Genomic DNA, 25951 nt, shown 5'->3' with positions numbered 1-25951 from the left:
GCGGACGACCAGGCCCGCGACGACGGCCCCGACGATCGGGGCGACGATGAAGACCCAGAGCTGCGTCAGGGGTGTGGCACCGCCGGCTACAGCTACCAGCAGATCGCCGACGAACTCGAACTACCGGTGTCGACGGTGCGCGGGCTGCTCGCTCGGGCCCGTCGGTTCCTGACCGCGGAGATGGAGGCATGGCGATGAGCGACCTCGACGACGTCCCCGTGCCCGAGGACGACCTCGACGGCCACACGATGGAGGAACTCGCCGAGTACCTCGACCGGGGCCGTTCACCCCGTGACCCGTCCATCGAGCGCTCCGCCTCGTGCCGCCTCGCCTTGTCGAACATGGAGCGCCTGCGCGAGCTGTCGCTCGGCGCCCTGCAACACCGGGCCGACGCCGAGCCGGACCGCGAGACCGACTGGGTCGACCGTCTGCTGGCGACGATCCGCTCCGAGGTCCGACCCGGCCGCGACGTGCCGGTCCCCCATCCCGACCCACGACTGCGCCTCACCATGACCGAGGCCGCCGTCCGGGGATTGGTTCGTCGGACCGGTGACACGATGGGCGGGGTCGTGATGGGGAGTTGCGCTCTCGACGGGGAACTCGGCGACCTCGGAGCCCCGGTCCACGTGCGGGTGACCGCCGGGTTGGTGTACGGGGCACCTGCGGCGGAGACCGCGGACCTCCTGCGGTCGCGGATCGCCGCGGCTCTCGACCGCCACACTGCCCTGACCGTTGCGTCCATCGACGTCGTGTTCGACGACGTCTCCCTGCCCTAGGAGCACGACGTGAGCGACGAAGCCCTGTCCCGAGTCCTCACCGACCGGATCCGCACCGTTCCGGGAGTCACCGGCGTCTACCCGAGGAGACCGATCGTGCACGCCGCCGCCGAGGCCGTCGCGTCGACCCTCTCGCTGCAGGAACCCGACGTCCTCGTGGACGTGCAGCGCGACGGCGCGGCCCTCCGGGTCGGGGCGGGCATCGCCGTCGACGACACCCGGCCGGCGACCGACACGATCCGTGAGGTCGGCGAACGCATCCGCGACCTGGTCGACGAGCGCACGGGCGCACCCGCTGACGTCGTCGAGGTGACGATCCGGCTCGTCGAGGGCATCGGCCTGGCCGCCGACGCGCCCTCCGGCACCGGTGCGGGCGAGCACGCGTCGACCGGCTGACCTCGGGCGCGCTCCGAGCGGGGTCAGGCTGGCGTGCCGAGCTGGTAGCCGGTGCCGCGGATGGTGGTGATGAGGTCGCGGTCGGTCTTCCGCCGGATGTAGTGCACGTACGTGTCGACGGTGTTCTCCTGCTCGCCGTGTTCGAACACCGCGGAGAGCAGGTGTCGCCGCGAGAACGCGCGCGCTGGTTCCGCAGCGAGGACCCGGAGCAGGGAGCTCTCCTTCTCGGTGAGGAGGACCCGACCGGTGTACGGCGAGTGGATGCTGTGGTCATCGGGGTAGAAGGTCCACCCTCCGATCTCCACGCCCGTTCCGGTGCCGGTGTAGTCGCGGGTGAGCGCCCGGAGTCTGGCGGCGAGTTCGTCGAACTCGAACGGCTTCACGAGGTAGTCGTTCGCTCCGGCGTCGAGACCGGAGACGCGGTCGCGGAGCTCGCCGAGTGCTGTGAGCATGAGCACCGGGGTGCTGATCCGCTGGCGCCGGATCGCGCTGATGAACTCGGTGCCGTCCATGCCGGGAAGCCGCCGATCAACGACCATGACGTCGAAGTACCGTTCCACTGCCGTGACGAGTGCCTGCTCACCGTCGGACGCGAGGACGACATCCCAGTCCTCGCTGAGCACCTCGGCGACGAGCGGTCCGAGCCTGGGGTCGTCCTCGACGAGGAGCAGGCGTTGTCCCATGGTGTTCATCTTCCCTCGGCGCGACGAGTGATGGTCGGCGCGGACGTCGCCGCGTGCACTGTCGGGATGCGGAGCGCGAAGACGGTGCCGTGATCGCCGGTGGACTCGACGGTGACGTCACCGCCGGCGCGGACCACGATCTCACGCACCAGGGCGAGCCCGATGCCGTTCCCCGTGCGGGTTCCGTCCGCGCTGTGGCCGTGGCCGTGGCCTCGACCGTTGCCGCGGCCGGTTCCGTGTGCGAACCGGTCGAACACCCGCGTCGGTTCGATCCCGGAGATGCCGGAGCCGTCGTCCTGCACGCGGACGCACACCCGGTCGTGTTCCGGCGTGGTGGTCACGGTGACGGTGCCGCCCGGTGGGGTGTGGCCGATGGCGTTGTCCGTGAGCGCGACGAGACAGCGGTGCAGCTGTGTCGGCGTCATGCCCACGCTGGCGCTGTGGTCAACCACGTGGAGACGCACGTGCCGATCATCGGCGAGCACGCTCATGTCACGTCGAAGCCTTGCCAGTCCATCCTGCAGGCCGGCGACACCCGGCTCGGATCGGGTACCTGCAGCAGCTTCGAGGAGGTCGTCGACGATGTCGATGAGGATCCGCGTGTCGCTGGTGAGATCATCGACGATCCGGCGGCGCGGGTCGTCGTCGGGGGTCTGCATGCGGAGCCGCTGGACGCGGGCATGCAGGACGGCGAGCGGTGTGCGGAGTTCATGACTGGCATCCGCGACGAAGGTCCGCTGCACATGCAGCGCCTCCGTCAGCGGCCGGACCGCGCGTCGCGCGATCAACCAGGAGGCGACTCCCGCGAAGAGGATCGCGAGCCCGCCGACCCCGATGATCGCGACCGTCAGGTCGAGCGTGTCCAGGGTGATGTGCACGTCGAAGGGACCGGGCTGCTCCCGCTGCTGGCCTGGGGTGAGCTGCCAAGCGACGTACGCGACGACCAGGGCGATGATCCCGATCACCAACGCCGCAGACACCCCCGCGACGCGGATGGAGATGCCGATGACCGACCGTCGAGAGGCGAGGCGATCCGCATCCCGGTCCGGAGCGCCACGGAGGGACCACCGCGCAGTGGCGTCGACGAGTCGATTCCATGCTGTGTCGATCAATCGGTTCCTCCGCTCCTGACACCGCCGTCCGGGGTGCTCCGAGGCTCCCTCACCCAAGGCAAGGAAACACCAAGGATGCGGTCGAATCCGGACACCCGGGTTTCTTGGTGGAGTCTTGCAGGCACGTTCGTACCGTCGTCGCACCGACCCGGGCACGAGGCCCGGTCACGACGAGGAGCACGCCATGACCCAGCTGACCGCTCGGCCCCGCCCGAAGCGCAACAAGGTGCCAGACCCCACCCCGTCGTTCTGGATCATCAAGGTCCTCGCCACGACCGTCGGTGAGACCGCAGCCGATCTGCTCAGCGACACCCTCGGGTTCGGTCTCCCGCTGACGACGGCCGTGATGGCCGCGGTCCTGGTCGTGTTCCTGGTGTTGCAGTTCCGCACCCGCGCCTACCGGCCGGTCACGTACTGGGTCACCGTCGTGCTGATCAGCATCGTCGGGACCTGCATCACGGACAACCTCACCGACGGGCTCGGCGTCCCGCTGGGGGTGAGCACGACAGTGTTCGCGGTGGCTCTCGCGGTGGTGTTCATCGTCTGGTACCGGAGTGAGCGCACGCTCTCGATCCACGAGATCGACACCACCAGGCGGGAAGCGTTCTACTGGCTGGCGATCCTGTTCACCTTCGCTCTCGGCACCGCAGCCGGTGACCTCATCGCCGAGCAGACCGGCCTCGGCTACCTGCCGTCGCTGCTGCTGTTCGCGGCAGCGATCGTGGCGGTCACTGCCGTCTGGTTCATCGGCCGTCGCGGTGCCGTCACCTGCTTCTGGATCGCGTACATCCTCACCCGCCCGCTCGGTGCGTCGACCGGGGACCTGCTCTCCCAGCCGACACACGACGGCGGACTCGGCATCGGGACCATCACCACCAGCATCGTCTTCCTCGCGGTCATCGCAGCGCTCATCGCATGGGTTTCAATCGGCCGTCGTGATCGCGTCGGGGCCGGCACCCGTGAGCAGCTCTCGTCGTGATCGACCGGTTCCCCCTCGCTGTCCACCTGTTCGACGCCGGATCCGTGCTGCACGCCTTCGGCCCTGCCGTCCTCGCCGGGATCGCGGTCCTGGTCTTCATCGAGTCCGGGGTGCTGTTCCCGTTCCTCCCGGGTGACTCGCTCCTGGTCACTGCCGCGATCACCAGCGCCGCGCTGGGCGTCGCACCATGGCAGGTCGCGGTCGTCGCGTCCTTCGCCGCCGTCGCCGGGGACCAGGTCGGCTACTGGATCGGTCGACGCTTCGGCCGCCGACTCTTCCGTGACGGCGCACGGGTGCTCACGACCGCTCGGCTGGACGAGGCCGAAGTGTTCTTCGCCAGGTGGGGCGGCCTGTCCCTGGTCCTCGGCCGGTTCGTGCCGGTGGTCCGGACCTACGTCCCGCTCGCGGCGGGGACAGCCGACATGCGCTACCGGAGGTTCTTCCTGTGGAACGTCGTCGGTGCGGTGGGCTGGGCGTGCGGACTCACGGCAGTCGGGGGGCTGCTCGGCGGGATCCCGCTCGTCGCGCACAACATCGACGTCCTGATGATCGTCATCGTCATCCTCTCGATCCTGCCGATCCTGATCGGAGTGGTCCGCAAGCGGCTGAGCAGCCGAACGGACCAGGACGACCAGGATGAACAGCCCATCGCGAGCGACCGCTGAGCGCGACCAGCACCCGAACGGTGCCGAACCAGATCACGGATCGGTCCACCGGTGACCGTCAGCGTGGTGGGCGGCGCACGGCCTTCGACGGATGACACCGTGCCGGCCGTACAGTGCACCTGATGACTGAGCAGCAGGCATGACCGCGGACGCCCTGGTGCGCACCCTGCTCGGTGTGCTCGCTCTCGTCGCGGTCGCGACGGTCGTCCTGCTTGCTGCTCGCGCGTCGGCGCCGTGGGCTCCGGCAGTGGCGATCGTCCGCGGCGCCCTGCAGCTCGCCGCCATCAGCCTCGTGCTCACCGGAGTCATCAGATCGCCCCTGCTGATCGGCCTCGCGCTCGGAGTGATGTTCGTCGTCGCGTCCTGCACGTCGGCTCGACGGCTCGGGGACCTCCCGACGATGGTGCTGCCGGTCGCCGGAGCAATGGCGACCGGCATCCTGGTCAGCGCGGTCGTCGTCTTCGGGAGCGGAGCGATCACGCTCTCACCCCGCTACGCCCTCGCGATCGGCGGCATCGTCATCGGGAACGCGATGTCCATCGCGACCATCGCCGGCCGTCGATTCCGCGAGCTCGTCGACGATCGCTGGGACGAGGTCGAGGGGTGGCTCGCGCTCGGAGCGACACCGCGCCGCGCCACCGCGGACCTGGTTCGACGCGCTGTGAGCGCCGCTCTGATACCGACAGTCGACCAGACGAAGACGACCGGACTCGTCACCCTTCCTGGCGCGTTCGTGGGCGCCGTGTTCGGTGGCGTCTCTCCCCTCGAAGCCGGGCGATTCCAGATCGTCGTCCTCGCGGCGATCATGGCGACGGGAAGCATCACCGCCGTCCTCGTGACCCGCTGGATCGGCCCGGTGCGGACCCGGCCGCACGTGGTCCCGATCCGCTGACGACTCGTCCCGACGACGATCGTGCCGGACCGTCCGGGGTGCTCGCTCGTCTGGTGCATCTGGGTGGTTCCTTGGAGCGGCGGCGGAAGGGTGCTGTTCGGAGGTCGTGGACATGACTGTTGGAGTGCTCGGAGGTGCCGGCGCTGTCGCTGCGCTGATCGTGGCGACGGCGGCAGCTGCCGCGTTGCTCGCCGTGGCGACCGAGGCGGATCGAGGGCGGTCGTCCGATGCGAGGTGAACGCGCACTGTGGCAACTCGGATCGGCGTTCACAGCAGCGGTGATCGTGGTGCTCATCGGAATCACGTTGACAGCCGTTCCGGGTGTCGGAGCGACCGAGACCGGCTTCGACCAGCTGCTGCATGAACACCTGACGCCGACCGCGCTGCTCATCGCGTCCGGGATCGGCGTGCTCCTCGAGCCCGCCGGCGGTCTTGCGATCCTCGTGGCCATCGGAGCGGTCGTCTGGTGGCGGTCCGATCGGGTCGCCGCGATGCAGTTCGTGGGGATCGCCGGGGTCTCGTGGGTGTCGGTCGAGCCGGTCAAGCTGCTGGTGCACCGGTCACGCCCGGTGCTCTCCGGCGTGCACCACGCGGTGGAGAGCTGGTCGTACCCGTCCGGGCACGTCGCGCTGGTCACTGCCCTGGTGCTCGGACTCGTCGCCGTGACGCACGGCAAGGCTCGAGCGCAGGTCGCCTCTATCGGGACCGTCGTCGTGATCGTGGTCGCGACCTCCCGACTCGCACTCGGCGTGCACTACCCGACGGACGTCCTGGCCGCGATCGTGTGGACGTCCGCAGTCTGGGTCGTCGTGCGTCACATCGCGCTGACCTGGACGAGAGCAAGTCAGACGCCCACTCGTCGCGGCCCCACCGCTGTTGCCGGTCTCCGGCCTCGATCACTCGTGGGGAAGGCGCGAGACCGATGACCGCCGTCGCGTCGCCGAGTGTCGTACCGGTGCGCAGCACACGCGCCCAACCGGTACGGCTGTGGGTGGTCCCCGCACTGGTCGGTGTCGGAACCACGTCCGTGGCGGCGGCGTTCAGCTGGGTGCCGTCCATCTGGTACGACGAGGCCGCGACGGTCGTGTCCGCCACCCGCCCCTGGGCGGCGCTGGCACGCGAGGTGCAACAGGTCGACGTCGTCCACGCGACGTACTACGCCGTGATGCACTGCTGGTTCGCGCTCGTCGGGTACACGCCGTTCACCCTGCGTCTCCCCTCCTCGATCGCGATCGGTGTCGCCGCGGCACTGCTCGTGGTCCTCGGACGCACACTCGCCAGCCCGAGGACCGGTCTCGTCGCCGGGGTCCTCTTCGCGCTCTTCCCACGGGTGACGTGGATGGGGTCGGAAGGGCGGTCGTTCGCCATCGACACCGCCCTCGCAGTCGGGACGACGATCCTCTTCGTCGCCGCCCGTGATCGCACCCGACAGGGAGCCCGGTCGTGGCCGTGGTGGGTGTCGTACGCGGCGATCTCGATCCTCAGCGGCGCGGTGTTCCTCTACTTGGCACTGATGACGGTCGGTCACGGCGTGACCGCGGCGCTGCCGCTGTTGCGGCGTTCTGGCCGTGATCGAGACAGGCGGAAGGTGCTCCTGCGCTGGGGTGCCGCAACTGCCCTGTCGGCGTGTGCGCTGCTGCCGCTCGCCTCGGCATCCGCTGGCCAGGATCGTCAGATCGCCTGGATCGATCCCATCAGTGCGCACACGATCCAAGAGGTGCTGCTGACGCAGTGGTTCACCAAGAACCCGGGCTTCGCGGTCTTCGGGTGCACCCTTGCTGTCGTCGGGGTCGTCCTGATGCACCGGAACGACACTCGCCGGCGGCTCCTCGTGGTGGCGCTGCCGTGGGCGCTCGTTCCCACGATCGGCCTGATCGCCGCGTCGTTGGTGACGAACCCGCTGTACTCCCCGCGGTACGCCGCGTTCACCGCCCCGGCGGTGGCGCTGTGCCTGGGTGCCGCCGTGACCGCCGTACCGACTCGGTGGTCACGACGCGCCGTGGCCACCGTCCTCGTCGTCGCCGCGGCGCTCACCGCACCGACGTGGGCGCAGCAGCGCACGGTCGCAGCGAAGGACGACGCCGCCTGGAACGAGGCAGCCGCCGTCATCGTCGCGCACCGGTCCGAGGAGCCCGTCGGGGAACGCGACGCGGTTGTCTTCGGGCCCCTCGAACGCCATCCCCTCGCCACCTCCAGGACCATCGCGGATACCTATCCAGCGGCGTTCTCCGGACTTCGCGACCCGCTCCTGGTTGCTCCGGCGAGCGAGTCCGCTGGCCTGTGGGGAACGCAACGACCACTGCGGGACATCCGTGAGGAGGTCGGTGCCGCGAAGGTGGTGTGGTTGCTCACCGCGGTCGAGCCCGATGTCCGCACCATCGTGACGCAGGCACTCACCCGCGACGGCTTCCGTCGGAGTCGCACTTGGCAACGCACCCGCACCTGGGTCGTGCAGTACGTGCGATGACACCGACGAAGGGCGTCCACGAGGTTGCTCATGGACACACGACCGCCTCGGCCCCCGGTGTCGCCCACGCGATGCCGTCCGTGTCGAACGCGAGCACGTCGACGCTCCCGTTGCCGGTGAGCCCGCGGAGGTCGTCAGCATCGCCCGCGACGACCGCCGTTGCCAGCACGTCCGCGGTGACGATGTCGTCAGCGATGACGGTCGCCTGCACGAAGGTGGGGGTCGCTCGTCGCCAGATGTGCTCGCCGCGCTCGGCGGTCCCCGAGGTCGCGACGGCGCGGCGCGGCGCATCGAGGTGGACGACGCCGACGACCGTGTCGCGGCGTGCCGGTTCGACCACCCCGACGCTCCACGATTCGTCGTCGCGGTAGTGTCCCCGGACGAGCACGTCCCCTCCGGCGCTGATCATCCAGTCGTCGGCGATGCCGTCGAGGACTGCTCCGGCGTCACGGATCGCCAGGGCCTTCACCACACCGGACAGGTCGACGACGCCGTCCGGGCGGTGCGGCGTGAACGCACCACCGGTCCGTTCCCGCCAGTCGAGCGCGAGCGCGTACACGTCGCGCACCGACGCCGGGGTGTCGGACAGCCGGAGCGATCCGTCGGCGACGCGGCTCAGCACCGACGCCGGGTCGTACAGGCTGTACCGGTGGTCGTAGGAGGCGAAGACGGCGCGCACCTCGGCGGCGGCCTCCGGGGTGGCTCCCCGGAGGCTGACGACGGTACCCATGGTCTCGAGGGTCTGGACGCTCACAGCCCGGCCTTGTCGATCGCGGACTGGAGCGACGTCGTGTAGCCCTGACTCGTGAAGGTCGCACCGCTGACGGACTGGATCTGTGCGGACTGCGCCTGCAGTCCCTCCTGGCGCAGGACCGGTGCCGCCTGCTGACTGATCTGCACCGATCGGCCGTCGCTGTTCGTGAGCTGCAGCGGGGTGACGTCGGTGATCGTCCCGTTCGCGACGGTGATCTGCACCTGCACCGGGCCGTACCGGGTCTGCGTCGTGTCGCCGGCGAAGGTGCCGGAGGCGGACGACCCAGCAGTGGTGCCGGTGCCGCTGCTGCCGCCGTTGGTCCCGCTGCCGGCGCTGTCGCTCGTCGACCCGGTGCCGGTCGTGCCGACACCCGACGTCGTGCCCTGCTGTGCCGGTGCGGTGACCGCGGGCTGGCCGCCGAGCTGCCACCCGATGGCCAGGACCGCGATCGACGAGACGACACCGCCGGCGATGATGCGTGCTCTCATGACTCGAACCGTTCCTGGTGGATCTGGTGTTCCGGCACCCCTGCCGACCGCGCTTCGCGGACCACGAGGTCGGACCACGCCCGCGGCCCGCACACGTACAGGTCCGACTGCAGCAGGTTCGGGAACACGGACCGGAGGGAGACCCCGCGCCGGACGTCCTCCTCGGTCATCCAGCTCTCGCGGGAGCGGGATCGGTGGCCGACCATCGTGTACAGCCGGTTGCCCGTCGCCTCGGCGAGGTCCGCGATCTCGTGCCACAGGTACTGCTGGTCGGCGTCGGTCCCGCGCAGCAGCACGGTGGCCTCGCCCGGACGGAGGTCGGTGTCCTCCAGCAGCGAGCGCACGGGGGTGATCCCGATGCCGGAGGCGACGAGCGCGAGGTACGGGGCCGTCCGGGCCCGGCTGGTGAACAGGCCGTACGGACCCTCGAGGGACACGAACGCCCCAGGCGTGATGCGTCCGAGACGGGCGGAGCCTGCACCGAGGTCGCGGACGGTGATCCGTGCACGACCGCGGGCGGGGACCGCCGAGAACGACACCGGGTTCGCGTGCCACCACGTCTTCGCGGTCCAGAACCGCCAGACCCCGTACTGCCCGCCGCGGGCTCCGAGGCGGTCGAGGTCCCGTCCGGCGAGGTGGATCGACACGACCCCCGGCGCGACGGTCTCGATGCCGGCCACACGGATCCGGTGCCGGAACGTCACCACGATCGGCACCGCGAAGCGGTACAGCGCGATGAGTCCGAGCGCCACGACGTACAGGGCGATCCAGTAGACACGCTGCCAGGTGCCCTGCGCGAGGACGCTGCCGACGCTGAGCATGTGGGGCAACGCGACGAGCACCGCGGCGTAGCTGAGCAGGTGGATGAGGTGCCATGCCTCGTACGGCAGCCGACGGCGCACGGCGACCAAGGACGAGACCACCACGACGAGGAACAGCAGGAGGCCGAGGAAGGCGAGTGGCATGTCGGGTGTCGAGAAGAGCGCGATCGTCTCGGCGATCGGACCGGTCCCCGCGGACGCGCCGTAGCCGAGTGTGAGCAACGCACCGTGCGCGAGCAGCAGGTACAGCACCGGCTTGCCGAGCGAACGGTGGACCGCGACGGCGTTGTCGTGGCCGAACGTCCGGTCGATGAGCGGTACCCGGGCGGCGAGCACCAGCATCACGAGGACGAGGTCCGTGGCGACGAGCCCTGCCACGATCCCGGCGTCGGTGAGCCAGCCGCCGATCCCCACGACCCTGTGCGAGCCGGGCGAGGCGAGCCAGAGCGTCACGGCGATCGAGGCGGAGACCCATGCGAGGATCCCGAGCAGATCCGTCATGGCGCTCCGGCGGCGACCGGCTCGACGGCGGCGGCGCGCGGCGATGTCGAGGGACTCCGCCGGGGGTACGGCGTCCCGCAGGCGCGCGCGTTCGGTCGTGCTCGGGGGTGTCCTCGGTGTGGCGCGAGCGGTCTCGATCATCGTCTCGGTCCTCTCCAGCATGCGATCGGGTGACTCACAGCATCAGGAGCGGTCCTGTGGACGGACCCCGAACGGAGCGCCCCGTTCGTTCGAGACCTCGAGTGATCGGCGTGGACCGAGGTCCCGGTCAGCGCGCGGGGACGCTGACCGTCGCGACGGCACCGCCGGACGCCGCGTTGCAGAGGTCCGCCGTCCCGCCTGCGCGTTCGACGATGCCGCGGACGAGGGCGAGCCCCAGGCCGCTCCCGCCGAGGACGGCACGTCGGGCGCTGTCGGCCCGGGTGAAGCGGTCGAAGGCCTGCGGAAGGAAGTCGTCCGGGACGCCGGGGCCGTCGTCGACGACGCACAGGTCGAGTCGACCGTCGGCGGACTGGTCGAGCGTGACCCGGACCACCCCGCCGTCCTCCCCCGCGGCGATCGCGTTGGCGACGAGGTTGTCGACGACCCGCGCGAACGCCGCGGGCTCGAGTCCGTAGTGCTCGTCCGGCGCCGTCAGTTCGACGGCGAAGTCGATGTCGCGCGCCCCGACGTGTGTCAAGGCGCGGGCGCGGTCGATCGATCCCATGAGTTCCGTGACGAGCGCAGCGGCCGACGTCGACGGAACACCCTCCGCCTCGTCCAGCCTGCTGAGTTCCAGGAGGGCGTTCGCGAGCGCGACCAGCCGTGCCGCATCGCCCTCGGCGGCGCGCAGCTCGCGCTCGAGCGCGACGGCGTCGCCCGACGAGCGGTGTGCCAGTTCGAGTCGGGCGGTGAGGGCAGCGAGCGGCGTGCGGAGCTCGTGGCTGGCGTCGGAGACCATCCGTCGCTCGCGCTCGGTGTTCTCACGCTGGCGGTCGATGAACGTGTTGAGCGTCCGGGCGAGGGCCGCGAGTTCATCGTCGGAGGCGCCGACTGGCAGGTGGCCGCCACCGTTCCCGGCGCTGAGGCGCTCGGCGGTCCGGCGCATCCGCCCCACTGGGCGGAGGGCGATGGTCGACAGCAGCCAGGCCGTCGCCGCGAAGGCGAGCAGTGCCAGGAACGTTCCGACGACCAGGGACCGGTCGACCCGCGCCACCGTCTCCTGCCCGGCCCGGCCGTCGTGCGCGGCCCACACGACGAACGATCCGGCGTCGTTCGTGACCGGGATGCCGACGACGGTCACGACACGGTGGCCGGTGTGCAGTCGCAGCGTGACGTCGTCGTCCGGGACCGGCGAGGGCAGCACGGCGCGGACGTCGCGCGGCAGCGAGTCCACGACCCAGTCTCCGGTCGCTGACCGGATCCCGACGAGGACGTCTTCTGCTGGACGGTCAGGCGGCTCGTCCGGGTTGTGCCGGAGGTCGGACACGAACGGCGCCGCGTCACCGGATGCGAGGGAGCGGTCGGTCGCGAGCGTCGCGCGTTCGATCTGCACGTGCAGCACGAGAGCGACCCCGGAGAGCACGACCGCACCGACGAGCAGGCTCCCGAGGGTGATCCGAGCGCGGATCGACAGGCGACGGAGGAACCTCACGGAGACGGCACGACCTCGAGCGCGTACCCCACACCGCGCACCGTCCGGATCGCGACGTCGGCGCCCGAGGCCTGGAGCTTCTTGCGAACGTAGCTGACGTACTGGTCGACGATGGTCGGGTCGAAGTGCTCGGCGCTCCCCCAGACCTCTTCGAGCACCTCGGTCCTGGTGCGCGGGTCGGGCGCCCCCTGCATGAGGAACCGCAGGAGCGAGAACTCCTTGACGCTCAACGGCATGTCGCGCCCGCGCACCGACGCACGCACGGCCACGGTGTCGAGCCGCACCGCGCCGGCTTCCACGGTGGTCGTGCCACCGGCGGCACGACGTCGCAGGTGCGCCCGGATCCGCGCGTTGAGTTCGGCGATCGCGAACGGCTTGGTCAGGTAGTCGTCGGCCCCGGAGTCGAGTCCGAACACGCGGTCGTCGACGGCGTCGCGTGCGGTGACCAGGATCACCGGGAAGTCCGACCCCATCTCACGGAGTCGTCGACAGACCTCGAAGCCGGTCATCTCGGGCAGCATGACGTCGATCGCTGCGGCGTCGAACGCCTGCGACCGCGCCTGGACGAGTGCGGCGACGCCGTCCGTCACGACCGTGACGGTGTGCCCCTCGCCGGTCAGTCCGCGCTCGACGAGGGCACCCATCTCGGGGTCGTCCTCAACAACCAGGATGTTCGCCATCTCAGACCACCCCGCTCGTCCCGAGCAGGGATCCGATGACGAAGGTCGCCGCCAGGGCGAGGGCTCCGCCGACGACCACGCGTGCGGTCGCCCGCCGCACCGAGCCACCTCCGATCCGGGCGCCCGTGGCCCCGGTCAACGCGAGTGCGACGAGGACGACGACGAACGTCACGGGTACCCGGACGGCCTCGGGCGACAGGAGGATCGCCAGCAGCGGCAGGACGGCACCGATCGAGAACGCGGCCGCCGACGCGAACGCGGCGTGCCACGGGCTGACGACCTCGTCCTCGTCGATCCCGAGTTCGGTGGTCAGGTGCGCGGCGAGGGCGTCCCGCTCGGTCAGTTCGGACGCCACACGTTCGGCCGTGGACCGTCGGAGACCACGGCCCTGCCACAGCTGGGTGAGCTCCTCGAGCTCGGCGACCGGGTCGTCGGCCAGTTCGCGGCGTTCCTTCTCGATGAGGGACTGCTGGCTGTCCTTCTGACTGCTCACCGACACGTACTCGCCCAGCGCCATCGACACGGCACCGCCCACGAGCGCTGCGATCCCCGCGGTCGCGATCGCCGGGACGGACGACGACGCGCCGGCGACGCCCACGACGATCGACGCCGTCGACACGATCCCGTCGTTCGCGCCGAGGACTCCGGCTCGCAGCCAGTTCAGGCGCGCAGCGAGGTCGCCCGTGTGGGCTTCGCCCGCGTGCGGCTCGGAGGTGCTCATGGTCACAGCGAACCATGTCCGGGTCGCCCCGTTCGTGTGAGGTTTCGAACGATGCGGACCGCGGGATCCTGTTGTCTGGTCGAACACCGCCGGCACCGTCCGGCGCACGACGTGAAAGGCCGTCATGGACTGGCAGCTCGGCGGGATCCCGCTCCACCCCCTCTTCGTCCACCTGACCTCCGTCGCGGTCCCCGTCGCGGCGCTGACCGCGATCGTGGTCGCGGTGTGGCCCGCAGCGCGACGGTGGCTCGCAGTCGGCGCACCGATCATCGGGCTGGTCGCCCTCGTCTCGGTCCCCCTGGCGACCTCGTCCGGTGAATGGCTCGAACACCGCGAGCAGGAGACCGCGCTGCTCGAGCGGCACACCGAGCTCGCCGACGGGCTGCTCCCCTGGTCGATCGCGGTGTTCGTGCTCCTGCTGCTGTGGTGGGGATGGCACCGGTTCGGGACAGCTCGGGTGACGAGCGGTGGCGCGCTGCGGGCAGTCGCGATCGTCGGCCCGGTGCTGCTGCTCGCAGTCGGCGTCGTCTCGATGATCGAGGTCGTCGTCATCGGACACGCGGGCGCCGAGTCCGTCTGGAAGGGCTAGGAACGCACAGCGGAGCGCGTTGGGGTCACCGTGAAGGCGTCGAGGTTTCCCATCGCCCGCCGGACGTGTTCCGCGGCCTGGTCGGTGACGTCCGTGGCGTCCTGCAGATCCGTCGTCATCACCTCGACCGTTGCCGATCCGGTCAGCCGGTGCCCGATCCACCGGAGACGGAGGTCGCGGACCCTGTGGACGCCGTCCGTGTGCTCGAGGACGTGCTCGGCACGTTCGACGAGCGCCGGGTCGACGGCGTCCATCAGCCGCGCGCCGATCGACTTCACCGTGCCCCAGAGCAGCACCAGGATCGAGATCGAGATGAGCAGGCCGATGACCGGGTCGGCGAGCGGGAAGCCGACCATCACGCCGACCGCACCGAGGACCACCGACAGTGAGGTGAAGCCGTCGAGCCGGGCGTGCATGCCGTCGGCCACGAGTGCCGCCGAACCGATCCGCTGGCCGACCCGAATCCGGTACATCGCGACGACCTCGTTGCCGGCGAAGCCGATCAGGCCCGCGGCGACGAGCAACCAGGGCGCCTCGACCGGGCGTGGGTGCACGAAGCGATCGATCGCCTGCCACCCGGCCACCACTGCCGAGAGCGCGACGACGAAGACGATGAACATGCCGGCGAGGTCCTCGGCGCGGCCGTACCCGTAGGTGAGCCGCCGGGTAGCCACGCGTCGGCCGAGCACGAACGCGACCCACAGCGGCACGGCGGTCAGCGCGTCCGCGAAGTTGTGGGTGGTGTCCGCCAGCAGGGCGATCGAGCCGGTGAACGCGACGAGCACGGCCTGCAGGACGGTGGTGCCGAGGAGCACGAAGAGACTGATCTTGAGCGCGCGGACACCGGCCGAGCTCGCCTCCATGGCGTCGTCGATCGAGTCGGCGGAGTCATGCGTGTGTGGGACGACGAGGTCGTAGAGGAGGCCCCGCACGCCGCCGTGCGGGTGCGCGTGGTCGTGGTCGTGCTGGTGCCCGTCGTGCTCGTGGTCGGTCACGCGCCGGCCTGCTCCCCGCGGTGGTGCGGCGCGGCACCCACGACGTGTTCGGCCTGCTTCACCGCGTCGATCACCAGCTCCGACGCGTGCTCGTCGGTGAGTCGGTAGAAGACCGTCGTGCCCTCACGGCGAGTGGACACCATCCGCGCGAGCCGGAGCTTCGCGAGGTGCTGCGACACCGCCGCGGGGCTCTTGTCGACCACATCGGCCAGGTGGTTCACGGACATCTCCTCGGCGTTCCGGAGCGCCAGGATGATCTTCACCCGGGTCGCGTCGGCGAGCATCGCGAAGACCTCGACCGCCAGTTCGACGTACTCCGACTCGGGATCGAGCCCGCATGGCTGCTTGTCTACGTGCACACGCAGATACTAAGTCATCAGATCCCGAACGGACAGCCGAACTCGTGAGCAGGAATGGTCGGGTTGCCCGGCTTGGACCCGACCATTCCTGCTCACGAAGCGCCGTCCGCCTACCGCTTCAGGTTCGTCAGCTCCTGCAGCACCTCGTCCGAGGTCGTGATGATGCGCGCGTTCGCCTGGAACCCGCGCTGCGCCACGATCAGGTTCGTGAACTCCTGCGACAGGTCGACGTTCGACATCTCCAGGGTGCCCGCCGCGAGCGACCCGACGCCGGCCGAACCGGGACCACCGACGGTCGCGGTGCCCGAGTTGCCGGTGGCACGGTAGCCCGAGGCGCCGGTCTTCTCGAGGCCCGCCGGGTTCGCGAACGTCGCGAGGGCGATGCGGCCGAGGGCGAGCGACGCACCGTTCGAGAACGTGCCCGTGACGGTGCCGTCCTTCGAGATGGCGTAGCCCTGCAGGGCGCCGGCCTCGCGGCCGTTCTGCGAACCGATCGACGCGGTGTTGAGCGAGGCGAAGCCGGTGAGCTCGCCCATGTCGACGGCGATGCCGCCGACCGTGAGGGCGCCGCCGGAGGTCAGCTTGCCGTCGGTGCCGAACGTGAGCGACCCGTTCGTGGTGGTCCCCTGCCCGTTGCGCGCGGTGACGTCCCAGCCGGTGCCGGTGCGCGTGTAGGCGAGGGACATCGTGTGCTTGGCGCCCGAGGCGTCGTAGACGGTGGCCTCGCGGGTGATGGTGTCGCCGACGGCGGTCTCGGACGGCAGGTTGCCGGCGACCGAGGCGGAGGTGGTGCGGACGGCCGGTGCCGCGGCGTCGAGCGGGAGCGTGATGTCGGCGAGGCCACCGTTGTCGTTGACGACGCCGTTGGTGGCCGGGTAGCCCTGCACGATCTTGCCGTCGGCGGTGACCAGGCGGCCGTCCGCGTCGAAGTCGAACGCACCGGCGCGGGTGTAGACGGTGTCGTTGCCGAGGCGGGTGACGAAGAAGCCGTCGCCGGAGATCATCAGGTCGGTGGCCTTGCCGGTGGCCTGGGCCGAGCCCTGCGCGAAGTTGGTGGAGACGCCGGCGACCTGGACGCCGAGGCCGATCTGCGCCGGGTTGGTGCCGCCGACACCGGTCTGCGGTCCGCCGGCACCCTGGGTCATCTGCGACAGGGTGTCCTGGAAGACCGTCGACGAGGCCTTGAAGCCGACGGTGTTGACGTTGGCGATGTTGTTGCCGGTGACGTCGAGCATCTGCTGGTGCGAGCGGAGGCCGGAGATCCCGGAGTAGAGCGAGCGGAGCATGGTGCGTCCTTTCGGAGAGGCAGGGAGAGCAGGAAGGAGAAGGGGAAGGAGGACGGTCAGGAAGCCGGAGCGGTGGTGGTGATGCCGGAGATCACGTCGAGAGCGACCTCCTTCCCGTTCACGGTGACCGTGGGCACGCTGTTCGCGTAGGACACGGCCGAGGCGGTCCCGGTGACGGCGGTACCGGTCGCAGCGTCGGTGTAGCTGACCTGCTTGCCGACGAGGTTCGCGGCGGCGATGCGCATCTGGAGCGAGAAGTTCTCGTTCCCCGTCGTGGTCTGGTTGGTGATCTGCTCCATCATCGCGAGCTGCGTCTGCTGGCTGATCATCTGGTTGGTGTCCATCGGCGACGACGGGTCCTGGTTCTGCAGCTGCGTGACGAGCAGCTTCATGAACACCTCGGAGTCCATCGTCTGGGACTTCTTCGCGGTCGAGTTCGCGGCGAGGGCCGCGGCCTGGGCAGCCTGGTCCACGCTGCCGGTGATGCCGTCGATGGGCATGGTCTGGTTCCTGTTCGTGAGCCGGTCAGGCGAGGACGTCGAGTCCCGCGGTGCGGATGGTGGAGGTGGTGGCGGAGGACGCTGGCTGCGTGGCGGACGTGCGCCGTGCCTCCAGGCCGGTGTCGGCACGCAGGCGGCCGTCGGCCGGTCGCTGGTCGCGACCCGGCGCCGTGTCCGGGTGGTTCTGGGAGGACAGGTCGAGCGTCGTGCTCAGCCCGGTGCCGGCGGCGTCGCGCCGCAGGTCGGGCAGCACCTGGCGGACCGCGTCGCGGCCCGCCTCGGACGCTGCGAACAGCTCGACGTGCATGCCGTGCGCCGTGACGTGTGCGCGGACCGTGACCGGTCCGAGGCTGTCCGGCACGACCTGCACGGTGACGACGTGCTCACCGGGGCCGGCCTGCGCGAGCGAGAACACCGGGCGCGCGAGCTGCTGCCCGAGCGGTGCCGGCGTCGCCGACGCAGACGGAGCCGCGGTGGCCGGGGTGGGCGCGGCGGTCGGCGTCGTGGGCAGGACGAAGGGCGTCTCGCCACCGCGCGTGGTGGTGACTGCCGGGAGGCCCGGATCACCCGCCGTCGACCCCTGCTGCTCCGTCCCGTGGCCGGTCTGGGCACCGCGTGCAGCGGTCGCCGCGACGGCGGTGACGACGACGGGGGTCGCGGTCGCGGTGCCGTCCGCGGGGGTCGGGTTCGTGGGCGCGGCCTGCGTGGGGACCGCCGACGTGAGCGGTGCGGCGGCTGCGGTCGCTGCGGCAGCCGTGGGTGCAGCGGACGTTGGTGCGGCGGCCGTGCGGACGGCGGCTCCGGCCGAGCCGGCGTCGGTCGGGGTGGGCGGAACGCTCCCCTGCTGGGCGGTGGCCACCAGGAGCTGCGCTGACGCGGTCGGCGCAGCGGTCGAGCGTGCCGGCGCCGGGGTGGACTCGCCCGCCGCTTCCCCTGCGTCCGCACCGGCGACTGCGTCGGAGCGTGTCGACTGCGCGGGGACCACGGGAGTCGCGGACAGCTCGGCCGGGGCCGGAACCGAGACCGCACCGGCCACCGGGGTCTCGGTCACGGCCGACCGCAGGACCGCCGGAGCCGTCGTCGCGGCATCCGCGGCGGACCCCGCTTCGAGCGTGGCGGCCTCCGGAGCAGCGGTGGCGGCGGTCGCCGGAACCGGGGCGGCGGTGGGTGTGGGCACCAGTCCGGGGAGCAGCAGCGCCTGCGCGTCGGCAGCCGCAGCCGTGTCGGCCGTGGCCGTGTCCGGCGTGGGCGGCGTCGTGTCCGGCGTGGGCGGCGTCGCGGGGGCGGTGCCGTCGTCGGTCGCGGTGCCGGCACCGTCGTCGCGCGCCGCTGCCCGGTCGCCGGCACGACGACCGGTCGCGGCGGCAGCGGTCAGGGCAGCGTCGAACGATCCGGGCCCTGCGGGGTCGGAGCTCGGGCGGGATGGCGCAGTGGTGCTCGCCGGAGCGGGCGCGGGCTGGGTGGCGATGGTCAGGCTCATGCGGCGCTCCCGGTCTGCATCATGGACAGCAGCGCGGCGGTCTGCAGGTCGGTGGCACTGCTCGCGGCCGTGGTCGCGGTCGTCGCCGGGGTGGCGGACGCCTGGGCCGGCACGATGCGGCGGATGGTGGCGATGTCGGCGTCGGAGTACCAGTTGTCGACGATGCGGACGTCCTTGCCCGGGCGCGGCGCGTGCAGCACCTTGCCGTCGCCGACGTAGATGACGACGTGGCCCTCGCCCTTCGGGATGATCAGGTCGCCGGGCTGCGCGTCCTTCAGGGAGCCGACCTCGACGCCCATCTTCGCCTGGTCCGGCACGACCCGCGGCATGGTCACGCCGAGGTCCTTGAACACCGTCTGCACCAGCCCCGAGCAGTCCATGCCAGCGGTCGTGGTGCCGCCGAACACGTAGGGCACGCCGAGGTACTTCTTCGCGTCCGCGACGACGTCGGAGCCGGTGGCGCCGCTGCCTGTCGCGAGCGTGCCCGCGCCGGCGTCGACGGACGTGGCGGGCGCGCTGCTGGTGGCCGCCGCAGCGCCGGCAGCAGCGGTCGCGGTCCCGGTGCCGGTGGTCCCGGTCGCCGTGGCCAGGGCATCGGCGAAGGCGCTCGACGACGCGCTGGTCGACGCGGCGGACGACGACGAACTCGTCGCCGAGGCCGAGCCACCGCGCAGGGTGTCGATCTGGGACCGGATCTCGGAGATCCGGGAGAGCACCGCTTCGACGCTCATCGGGCACCACCTTCCGTGCGGCGTCGTGCCGCGATCTCGTCGAGGGCGTTCTGTTCGGTGCGGAGTTCCTCGGCGGCCTGCTCGGCGGCGTGCTTGCCCTCGAGCTTCTCCAGGCCGACCGCGGCACGTCGTGCGGCGGTGTACTCCTCCTGTGCCCGGTCGGCGTCCGCGCGGCGGGTCCGGACCACGGCGTCGAGCTCCTCGAGCATCCCGCGGGTCGCGGCACGCGCAGCGGCGACGGCGCTCAGGGTCGCGGCGTCCTCGATCGGCTGCGCGCCCTCGGCGTCGGCGAGGCTGCGGCGCGCGGCGATCCTGGCGTCGGCGGCGTCGCGCACGCGCTCGTTCGCGGTGGCGAGCGAGGCTGCGGCGCGGTCCTGTTCGGTGTGCCGCAGGCGCAGGAGCCCCGCGAGCGGGAAGCGGCGGGCCATCACGACACCCCCAGCTGCTGCACGAGACCACCGAGTCGCTGCCAGGACGCGTCGGCGGTCGCCCGCTCGTCCATCCCCTGGCGCAGGAACGCGTCGATCGAGCCCTGGTGGTCGACGGCGGCGTCGACGAGCGGGTTCGAGCCGCGCTGGTACGCGCCGACGTCGAGCAGGTCCTGGGCGGCGGCACGCGCTGCCATCACCTTGCGGAGGGTCGTCGCGGCACCGCGCTGCGCGGGCTCCGTCACCTTCGAGGCCACCCGGGACACCGAGCCGAGGGCGTCCACGGACGGGAAGTGCCCGGTGATCGCGAGCTTCCGGTCGAGCACGACGTGACCGTCCAGGATGCTGCGGGCGGCGTCGGCGATCGGCTCGTTGTGGTCGTCGCCGTCGACCAGCACGGTGTACATGCCGGTGATGCTGCCGACGCGGTCCGTCCCGGCACGCTCGAGCAGCCCGGCGAGCACCGAGAACGTCGACGGCGGGTAGCCCCGGGTGGCCGGCGGCTCCCCCACCGAGAGCCCGATCTCACGCTGCGCCATCGCGACGCGGGTGAGCGAGTCCATCATGAGCACGACGTCTTGGCCGGCGTCGCGGAACGACTCGGCGATGCGGGTGGCCACGAACGCGGCGCGCAGACGCATGAGGGCGGGCTCGTCCGAGGTCGACACGACGACGATCGAGCGGGCGAGGCCTTCGGCGCCGAGGTCGTCCTCGAGGAACTCGCGCACCTCGCGGCCACGCTCCCCGACCAGTGCGATCACGTTGACGGCGGCGTCGCTCCCCCGGGCGATCATCGACAGCAGCGAGGACTTGCCGACACCGGAGCCCGCGAAGAGCCCCATGCGCTGGCCACGGCCGACCGTGGTGAGGGTGTCGAGCACCCGCACGCCGAGCTGCATCGGGGTGTCGATGCGGGTGCGTGCCATCGCGTTCGGGGTCGCGTGGTCGAGCGGCACCCAGTCGACGGGCTCGCCACCGGCACCGACGAGCGGTCCGCGGTCGTCGATCGGTCGGCCGAGGCCGTCGAGCACACGGCCGAACAGCCCGGCACCCGTCGGCACGAGCACCGGCCGGCCGGTGGGGCGTGCGGGGGTGCCGGCGGTCACACCGGTGAGGCGTCCGAGGGGCATGCAGCGCACGCCGGTGGCGTCGGTCGCGACGACCTCGACGGCGGTCTGCACGCCGTCTTCCGGTCCGACCATGACGACCTCCCCGACGTGGGCGTCGAGCCCGGCGATCGTCAGCCCGAGGCCGACGGCGCTCGTGACGACGCCGACCCGCTGGGGTGCAGCCTGCCGCAGGGCGTCGTCGAGCCCGCGCGGGCGGAGCAGCGTGGCGGTCACGCGGACACCCCCTGCAGCTCGACACCCAGTGCAGTGCGGGCACGGTCGAGTGCGGTGGCGATCCGGGCGTCGAGGATGCCGTCCGGCAGGTCGACGACGGCGTCGCCGTCCCGCAGCGCGGGGTCCGCGACCACGGGCACCGGCAGGTCGACGTCGGCGACGCGGGCGGCGTCCGCCGGGCTGAGCCGGACGGCCACCGGGACGCTGCGGTCGATGGACGCGAGCGCCCGCCGGACGGTGGTCTCGGCACCGGACGTGATCCGGGCCTCCCGGTCGTCATCGGTACCGACCGCCGGACGGGAGGCACGGATCTCGTACCCGACGATCGCCTCGGCCAGGTCCGTGGCCGCGCTGGCGACGGACGCCTCGGCGTCGCTGAGGACGGGCGCGACCGTGGACAGCATCGCGTTCGTCGCGGCGTCGAGGACCGCGATGCGGCGGACGGTGTCCGCGCGCAGCGACGCGGTCAGCGCGGCGTGCTCGGCCTGCAGGCGGGCGCGCAGGGCGTCCGTCTCGGCCTGCGCGGCGCGGAGTCCCGCGGTGTATCCGGCGGCGTGGCCGCGGACGTCGGCGCCCGACGCACGGTCGGTCGCGGCGGCGGTGCCGATCGCGGGGAACGCGATGCGCTGCACGGTGCCGGCGGTCGTGGTGTCAGTCAACGAGCTCGTCCTCCTCGGCACGGTGCACGGTGATGACGCCCTGCGCCTCGAGCTCGCGCACGGAACGGACGACCTCGGCGCGGGCCTCCTCGACCTGCGAGACGCGGACCGGGCCCATGGCCTGCAGTTCGTCGTCGAGCAGCGAGCGGTTGCGCTCGGACACGTTCGCGCGGATCGTCTCGACGACGGGTCCGGCCGCACCCTTCATGGCGGTCGCGAGGAGCTTCGAGTCGATGCCACGCAGCACCTGCTGGATGTCGCGGGACTCGAGCTTGACGATGTCCTCGAAGGTGAGCATGCGCGAGCGGATGTCCTCGGCGAGCTCCGGGTCGCGGGCCTCGAGCCCGTCGAGCACGGCCTTCTCGGTGGCGACGTCGGAGCGGTTGATGATGTCGACCAGGGGCGCGATGCCGCCGACGACCTCGACGCTCTCGCGCGGCGACACGACGGCGCCGGCGCGCTGGCGCAGGACACCGGCGACGATGCCGACGGCCTCCGGGGTCGCGCTGCCCATCGTGGCGAACGCCTGCGCGACGTCGGTGCGGACGCGCTCGTCGACACCCGCGAGGACGGCGCTCGCCTGGCCGGGCTTGAGGTGCGCCAGGACGAGGGCGATGGTCTGCGGCAGCTCGCCCTCGAGCAGGGTGATGACCTGCCCGGGCTCGGCGTCGTCGAGGAAGTCGAAGGACTGGCCGGCCAGGTTCGAGGCGAGTCGGTCCATCACGCCCGCGGCGCGCTCGGCGCCGAAGGACGCCTCGAGCAGCCCGAGGGCGGTCTCCTTGCCGCCGCGCTTCTGCAGTCGGCCGCTCATCGTGATCCGGTGGAACTCCGACATCGTCTGGTCGACGACGGTGTCCTCGACGCGGCGCATCCGGACGATCTCGGCCGAGATCTCCTCGGCCTCCATCTCGGTGAACTGCTTCATCACCTCGGCCGCGCGGTCGGTGTCCATCTGCATGAGGATGAGCGCGACCTTCTGGGCGCCGGTCAGCGCTCGGTCGTTCGAACCCTTGCCGGTGCCCGGGCCGTTGCCGTTGCCGTTGCTGCCGCTCGGCATCAGGGCGCTCACACCGGTGCCCGGTCGTCGAGGAGCCCGCGCAGGAGCTCGGCCGTGCGCTTCGGGTCGCGTTCGGCCAGCGCGGAGATGTCCTGACGGCGGCGCTCGGCCGTGATCTCGTCGGTCGTCAGCACCTCGGTCGGCGGGTCACCGGCGGGCATCGTCGACAACACGGCGGTGGGGGCGTCACCGGCACCGAGGGTCGCGCGGTCGGCGGCGCCGTCCATCGCGAGGGGCAGCTGGAAGGTCTCGCCGGCGAAGGCGTCGAGTTCTCCGAGGTCGACGGCCTCGCGCTCCTGCTTCCGGCTGCGACGGGCGATGACGAACATGACGGCGATGAGCGCGAGCAGGATGCCGATGACGATGCCGGCGGTGCGGATCGACGACCACAGGGCTTCCTGCTGGTCGGCCTTCTGCTGCGCCTCGAGGGCCTTCGCGGCCTGGTCGGCGCCGCTGGTGTCGAAGTCCATCATCGCGACCTTGACCTGGTCGCCGCGGTTCTGGTCGACGCCGGCGGCGGCCGACACCAGGTCGTTGATGCTCTGCAGGTTCGCGTTCTGCACGGCGTCGGCCTTCGAGTTCAGCGCGACCGAGATGGTCTGCCGGTCGAGGGACCCCGAGGGGATCTGCGTGGTCTCGGTGGTGTGGTCGACGGCGTTGTTCTTCGTCGCCGACTCGTTGGTGTAGCCGCCGTCACCGGTGCCGCTCGTGGCGGTGCCGTTCGGCACGGCGATGTTGTCCGGGCCGAGGACCCCGGTCGCGCCGCTCGACGCGCCCGCGGCACCCGAGCCGTACTGCTCGGTGGTGCTCGACTCGTTGAGCGCGACCGGACCGGAGGTCGGTGACGTGTAGCTCTCCGACGTGCGGGTGCCGGACTCCTGGTTCATCGTGCCGGAGACCACGACCGTCGCGTTGCCGGCGCCGAGGGTGGTGTCGAGGAGGTCCTGGATCTTCTTGCTGGTGGCGGCGTCGTAGTCGGCGGCCTGGTCGGCGCCGCTGCCGGTCGCACCGGTCCCGACGGCGGACAGGGTCTGCCCCTTGGCGTCGACGACCGAGACGTCGGTGGTCTGCATGCCCTCGACCGAGGCGCTGGTCAGGTGCACGATCGCCTGCACCTGGTCGGTGCTCAGCTGGGTGCCGTTGTCGGTGGCGATGAACACCGACGCCGTCGGGTCCTTCTCCTCGGACACGAACACGGACTTCTCCGGGATCGCGAGCTGCACGGTCGCGGTCTGCACGCCGTCCATCGCACCGATGGTCTTGGCGAGCTCGCCCTCCATCGCCCGCTTGTAGGTGACGTCCTGCTGGAACTCCGAGCTCGTCACGCCCATCTGGTCGAGCAGCGAGTAGCCGCCTTCGTTCGACGACGGCAGCCCGTTCGACGCGGCCTTGAGACGCTCCGAGTACACCTGCGCCTGCGGCACCAGGATCGTCGCGCCACCGTCGGTGAGCTGGTACGGCACACCGTCCGTCTGCAGCTGGTCGGTGATGGAACTCGCGTCGGCGGCGGCCAGCCCGGTGAAGAGCGGCGCGTAGGACGCCTTGCCGAGCCACGACGCCAGGGCGATCCCACCGAGCACGAGCGCGGCGATCACCAGGATCGCGATGGTGCGCTGGGCGGCGGAGAAGCCCTTCACGTACGCGGACAGGCGCGCGAAGACGTTCTTGACGGCGACGGGCATCAGGCCTGCATCCTCATGATCTCGTTGAACGCGTCGACGCCCTTGTTGCGGACGGCGGAGACGAGCTCGAGCGTGACCTGCGCGCGGGTGGCGGCGATGGTCGCGTCGTGGATGTCGTCGAGGTTGCCGGTGACGGCCTTGAGCGCGAGGGTCTTCGAGTCGCTCTGCAGAGCCTGCAGCCCGTCGACGGCGTTCCCGAGGCTGGCGGCGAACCCGCTGCCGTCGGTGCTGGTCGCACCCGCAGCGCCGGTGACGTCGCTGGAGGTGCCGGACGCACTGGTCAGTGCGTTCGTCATCGCGTTGGTGGTCACACCGTTGACGGCGTCGATGGGCATCAGTTCTTCCCGATCTGCAGTGCCGCCTCGTAGGCGGTCTTGGCACGGTCGACCACGGCGGCGTTCGCCTGGTAGCCGCGCTGGGCCATGATGAGGTCCGCCATCTGCGTGCCGAGGTCGATGTCCGGCATGCGGACGTAGCCCTCGTCGTTCGCGAGCGGGTTGTCCGGGTCGTAGGTCACGCGGCCGGCGGCGCTGCCGAACGCGGCGCCCTTGACGTAGGCGCCGGACACGCCGTTGCCCTCCTGGACCTCGACGTAGCGGGCCTGGAACGCGGTGTCGTCCATCGACTTCACGGTGTTCGCGTTCGCCATGTTGTCGGCGACGGCGTCGAGCCACTTCCGGTGCACGGTCATGCCGGTGCTCGCGATGCCGATCGCGTCGAAGGTCGTCACGAGTTCGTCCGCATCGCCGCACGGACGCTCGTGAGCTCGGAGTTCATCGCCTGCGTGGCGAACTGGTACCGGAGCACGGTGTCGACGTTGGAGAGCGTCTCCTCGTCGAGGTTGACGTTGTTGCCGTTCGTGTTCGTCGGCTCGAGGCTGCGGGCGACCGTCGGCGCGGTGTTCCCGCTGCCGTCGGTGATCGACTTCGCCAGGGCGTCCTCGAACTGGACCTTCTCGGCGTGGTAGTTCGGCGTGTTGATGTTCGCGATGTTGTTCGCGATCACCTTCTGGCGCATCGACAGGCCGTCGAGTGCGCTCTGCAGCGCGACGCTCGTCACGGAATCGAACACGGTGGTCCCCTCGTCAGGCGTCGCCCGTGGGGCGTCGCCGTGCGGTGGTGGCCGATCCGTGGCCGAACTGGTGAGCGATCCGTGCTCGTGTGGCGCTATCGGTGCCCGTCCCCGGCCGCGTTAGCCCTCGCCCCGAACGGGGGTGGCACCACTTCTGCGACAGACCACTCGTCGAACGACGCGTGCTTCGTCGCGGAACAGGT

General features: G+C 71.2%; 31 protein-coding genes. 9 read left to right on the top strand and 22 right to left on the bottom strand.

What is annotated here, in order from left to right; translation table 11 throughout:
* Nucleotides 1-60: 60 nt before the first annotated feature.
* From EDF53_RS19820 to EDF53_RS06280, 3 genes are read left to right on the top strand one after another with little or no spacing between them, the layout of a single operon-like run.
* Nucleotides 61-198, top strand: coding sequence for a sigma factor-like helix-turn-helix DNA-binding protein (locus tag EDF53_RS19820; protein ID WP_123292864.1), 138 nt, complete (start codon nt 61-63; stop codon nt 196-198).
* Nucleotides 195-776, top strand: coding sequence for a hypothetical protein (locus tag EDF53_RS06285; protein ID WP_148053756.1), 582 nt, complete (start codon nt 195-197; stop codon nt 774-776). Before EDF53_RS19820 ends, EDF53_RS06285 begins: the two co-directional genes overlap by 4 nt.
* 9 nt (nt 777-785) lie before the next feature.
* The gene (locus tag EDF53_RS06280) at nt 786-1172 is read left to right on the top strand and encodes a hypothetical protein (RefSeq protein ID WP_123292741.1); all 387 of its coding nucleotides are present in this window, start codon (nt 786-788) and stop codon (nt 1170-1172) included.
* A gap of 23 nt (nt 1173-1195) precedes the next feature.
* Here the strand turns inward: EDF53_RS06280 and EDF53_RS06275 are convergent, their stop codons facing one another.
* A complete protein-coding gene (locus EDF53_RS06275; RefSeq protein WP_311316831.1) occupies nt 1196-1855 on the bottom strand; it encodes a response regulator transcription factor in 660 nt (219 codons plus the stop codon).
* Between the two features lie 5 nt (nt 1856-1860).
* Nucleotides 1861-2967 carry a sensor histidine kinase KdpD gene (locus tag EDF53_RS06270; RefSeq protein WP_185020963.1) on the bottom strand — a complete coding sequence of 369 codons (1107 nt, stop codon included), beginning with the start codon at nt 2965-2967 and terminating at the stop codon, nt 1861-1863.
* Nucleotides 2968-3151: 184 nt separating this feature from the next.
* Here EDF53_RS06270 and EDF53_RS06265 point away from each other — a divergent pair, with 184 nt between their 5' ends.
* The 5 genes from EDF53_RS06265 (at nt 3152) to EDF53_RS06245 (ending at nt 7970) form a co-directional block, all read left to right on the top strand.
* Nucleotides 3152-3946: a hypothetical protein gene (locus tag EDF53_RS06265; RefSeq protein WP_123292738.1), complete on the top strand. Its 795-nt coding sequence runs from the start codon at nt 3152-3154 to the stop codon at nt 3944-3946.
* Nucleotides 3943-4611, top strand: coding sequence for a DedA family protein (locus tag EDF53_RS06260; protein WP_221181192.1), 669 nt, complete (start codon nt 3943-3945; stop codon nt 4609-4611). The genes EDF53_RS06265 and EDF53_RS06260 overlap by 4 nt, the downstream gene beginning before the upstream one ends.
* Nucleotides 4612-4750: 139 nt before the next feature.
* Entirely contained in the window at nt 4751-5503 is a 753-nt protein-coding gene (locus tag EDF53_RS06255; RefSeq protein WP_123292737.1) for an ABC transporter permease, read from the top strand.
* A gap of 227 nt (nt 5504-5730) precedes the next feature.
* Nucleotides 5731-6429, top strand: a complete 699-nt coding sequence (locus tag EDF53_RS06250; RefSeq protein WP_123292736.1) for a phosphatase PAP2 family protein — start codon at nt 5731-5733, stop codon at nt 6427-6429.
* 29 nt (nt 6430-6458) lie between these two features.
* Nucleotides 6459-7970: a hypothetical protein gene (locus EDF53_RS06245; protein WP_123938138.1), complete on the top strand. Its 1512-nt coding sequence runs from the start codon at nt 6459-6461 to the stop codon at nt 7968-7970.
* A gap of 28 nt (nt 7971-7998) precedes the next feature.
* On the opposite strand, the gene EDF53_RS06240 is transcribed toward EDF53_RS06245, so the two are convergent.
* The 6 genes from EDF53_RS06240 to EDF53_RS06215 form a co-directional block, all read right to left on the bottom strand.
* Nucleotides 7999-8724, bottom strand: coding sequence for an FAD:protein FMN transferase (locus EDF53_RS06240; RefSeq protein WP_123292734.1), 726 nt, complete (start codon nt 8722-8724; stop codon nt 7999-8001).
* Nucleotides 8721-9212 (bottom strand): FMN-binding protein, encoded by a 492-nt coding sequence (locus EDF53_RS06235; RefSeq protein WP_123292733.1) that lies wholly within the window; start codon nt 9210-9212, stop codon nt 8721-8723. Before EDF53_RS06235 ends, EDF53_RS06240 begins: the two co-directional genes overlap by 4 nt.
* Nucleotides 9209-10675, bottom strand: coding sequence for a ferric reductase-like transmembrane domain-containing protein (locus EDF53_RS06230; RefSeq protein ID WP_123292862.1), 1467 nt, complete (start codon nt 10673-10675; stop codon nt 9209-9211). Before EDF53_RS06230 ends, EDF53_RS06235 begins: the two co-directional genes overlap by 4 nt.
* Nucleotides 10676-10802: 127 nt before the next feature.
* Complete coding sequence (locus EDF53_RS06225; protein WP_123292732.1) at nt 10803-12167, bottom strand: HAMP domain-containing sensor histidine kinase; 1365 nt, start codon at nt 12165-12167, stop codon at nt 10803-10805.
* Nucleotides 12164-12847, bottom strand: a complete 684-nt coding sequence (locus tag EDF53_RS06220) for a response regulator transcription factor (protein WP_123292731.1) — start codon at nt 12845-12847, stop codon at nt 12164-12166. Before EDF53_RS06220 ends, EDF53_RS06225 begins: the two co-directional genes overlap by 4 nt.
* 1 nt (nt 12848) lies before the next feature.
* Nucleotides 12849-13568, bottom strand: a complete 720-nt coding sequence (locus EDF53_RS06215) for a VIT family protein (RefSeq protein ID WP_123292861.1) — start codon at nt 13566-13568, stop codon at nt 12849-12851.
* A 124-nt stretch (nt 13569-13692) separates the two neighbouring features.
* Between EDF53_RS06215 and EDF53_RS06210 the strand changes: the two genes are divergently transcribed.
* Entirely contained in the window at nt 13693-14157 is a 465-nt protein-coding gene (locus EDF53_RS06210; protein ID WP_123292730.1) for a DUF2231 domain-containing protein, read from the top strand.
* On the opposite strand, the gene EDF53_RS06205 is transcribed toward EDF53_RS06210, so the two are convergent.
* The 14 genes from EDF53_RS06205 to EDF53_RS06140 all read right to left on the bottom strand — a co-directional run bounded on the left by EDF53_RS06205 (nt 14154) and on the right by EDF53_RS06140 (nt 25748).
* A complete protein-coding gene (locus EDF53_RS06205) occupies nt 14154-15152 on the bottom strand; it encodes a cation diffusion facilitator family transporter (protein WP_123292729.1) in 999 nt (332 codons plus the stop codon). The two genes, EDF53_RS06210 and EDF53_RS06205, sit on opposite strands and share 4 nt — an antisense overlap.
* The gene (locus EDF53_RS06200) at nt 15149-15511 is read right to left on the bottom strand and encodes a metalloregulator ArsR/SmtB family transcription factor (RefSeq protein WP_260154814.1); all 363 of its coding nucleotides are present in this window, start codon (nt 15509-15511) and stop codon (nt 15149-15151) included. Before EDF53_RS06200 ends, EDF53_RS06205 begins: the two co-directional genes overlap by 4 nt.
* Before the next feature lie 110 nt (nt 15512-15621).
* A complete protein-coding gene (locus EDF53_RS06195; RefSeq protein WP_123292728.1) occupies nt 15622-16797 on the bottom strand; it encodes a flagellar hook protein FlgE in 1176 nt (391 codons plus the stop codon).
* Between the two features lie 56 nt (nt 16798-16853).
* Nucleotides 16854-17297, bottom strand: a complete 444-nt coding sequence (locus tag EDF53_RS06190; protein WP_123292727.1) for a flagellar hook assembly protein FlgD — start codon at nt 17295-17297, stop codon at nt 16854-16856.
* Nucleotides 17298-17322: 25 nt separating this feature from the next.
* On the bottom strand, nt 17323-18777 hold the full coding sequence (locus tag EDF53_RS06185; protein WP_123292726.1) for a flagellar hook-length control protein FliK: 1455 nt from the start codon (nt 18775-18777) through the stop codon (nt 17323-17325).
* Nucleotides 18774-19508: a C40 family peptidase gene (locus EDF53_RS06180; protein WP_123292725.1), complete on the bottom strand. Its 735-nt coding sequence runs from the start codon at nt 19506-19508 to the stop codon at nt 18774-18776. Before EDF53_RS06180 ends, EDF53_RS06185 begins: the two co-directional genes overlap by 4 nt.
* Complete coding sequence (locus tag EDF53_RS06175) at nt 19505-19936, bottom strand: flagellar FliJ family protein (RefSeq protein ID WP_123292724.1); 432 nt, start codon at nt 19934-19936, stop codon at nt 19505-19507. Before EDF53_RS06175 ends, EDF53_RS06180 begins: the two co-directional genes overlap by 4 nt.
* Entirely contained in the window at nt 19936-21279 is a 1344-nt protein-coding gene (locus EDF53_RS06170) for a FliI/YscN family ATPase (protein ID WP_123292723.1), read from the bottom strand. The genes EDF53_RS06175 and EDF53_RS06170 overlap by 1 nt, the downstream gene beginning before the upstream one ends.
* The gene (locus EDF53_RS06165) at nt 21276-21938 is read right to left on the bottom strand and encodes a hypothetical protein (protein ID WP_123292722.1); all 663 of its coding nucleotides are present in this window, start codon (nt 21936-21938) and stop codon (nt 21276-21278) included. The genes EDF53_RS06170 and EDF53_RS06165 overlap by 4 nt, the downstream gene beginning before the upstream one ends.
* On the bottom strand, nt 21931-22995 hold the full coding sequence (fliG, locus tag EDF53_RS06160) for a flagellar motor switch protein FliG (RefSeq protein ID WP_123292859.1): 1065 nt from the start codon (nt 22993-22995) through the stop codon (nt 21931-21933). Before fliG ends, EDF53_RS06165 begins: the two co-directional genes overlap by 8 nt.
* 8 nt (nt 22996-23003) lie before the next feature.
* On the bottom strand, nt 23004-24677 hold the full coding sequence (gene fliF / locus EDF53_RS06155; RefSeq protein WP_123292721.1) for a flagellar basal-body MS-ring/collar protein FliF: 1674 nt from the start codon (nt 24675-24677) through the stop codon (nt 23004-23006).
* Nucleotides 24677-25012 (bottom strand): flagellar hook-basal body complex protein FliE, encoded by a 336-nt coding sequence (fliE, locus tag EDF53_RS06150; RefSeq protein WP_123292720.1) that lies wholly within the window; start codon nt 25010-25012, stop codon nt 24677-24679. Before fliE ends, fliF begins: the two co-directional genes overlap by 1 nt.
* Complete coding sequence (locus EDF53_RS06145) at nt 25012-25407, bottom strand: flagellar basal body rod protein FlgC (protein ID WP_235035933.1); 396 nt, start codon at nt 25405-25407, stop codon at nt 25012-25014. The genes fliE and EDF53_RS06145 overlap by 1 nt, the downstream gene beginning before the upstream one ends.
* Nucleotides 25404-25748, bottom strand: a complete 345-nt coding sequence (locus tag EDF53_RS06140; RefSeq protein ID WP_123292719.1) for a flagellar basal body protein — start codon at nt 25746-25748, stop codon at nt 25404-25406. Before EDF53_RS06140 ends, EDF53_RS06145 begins: the two co-directional genes overlap by 4 nt.
* Between the last annotated feature and the right edge of the window lie 203 nt (nt 25749-25951).

This window comes from Curtobacterium sp. PhB78 (assembly GCF_003751685.1).
Lineage (GTDB): Bacteria > Actinomycetota > Actinomycetes > Actinomycetales > Microbacteriaceae > Curtobacterium.
The sequence above is the reverse complement of the archived record's forward strand: the minus strand, read 5'-3'. Positions and strand labels throughout refer to the sequence as shown.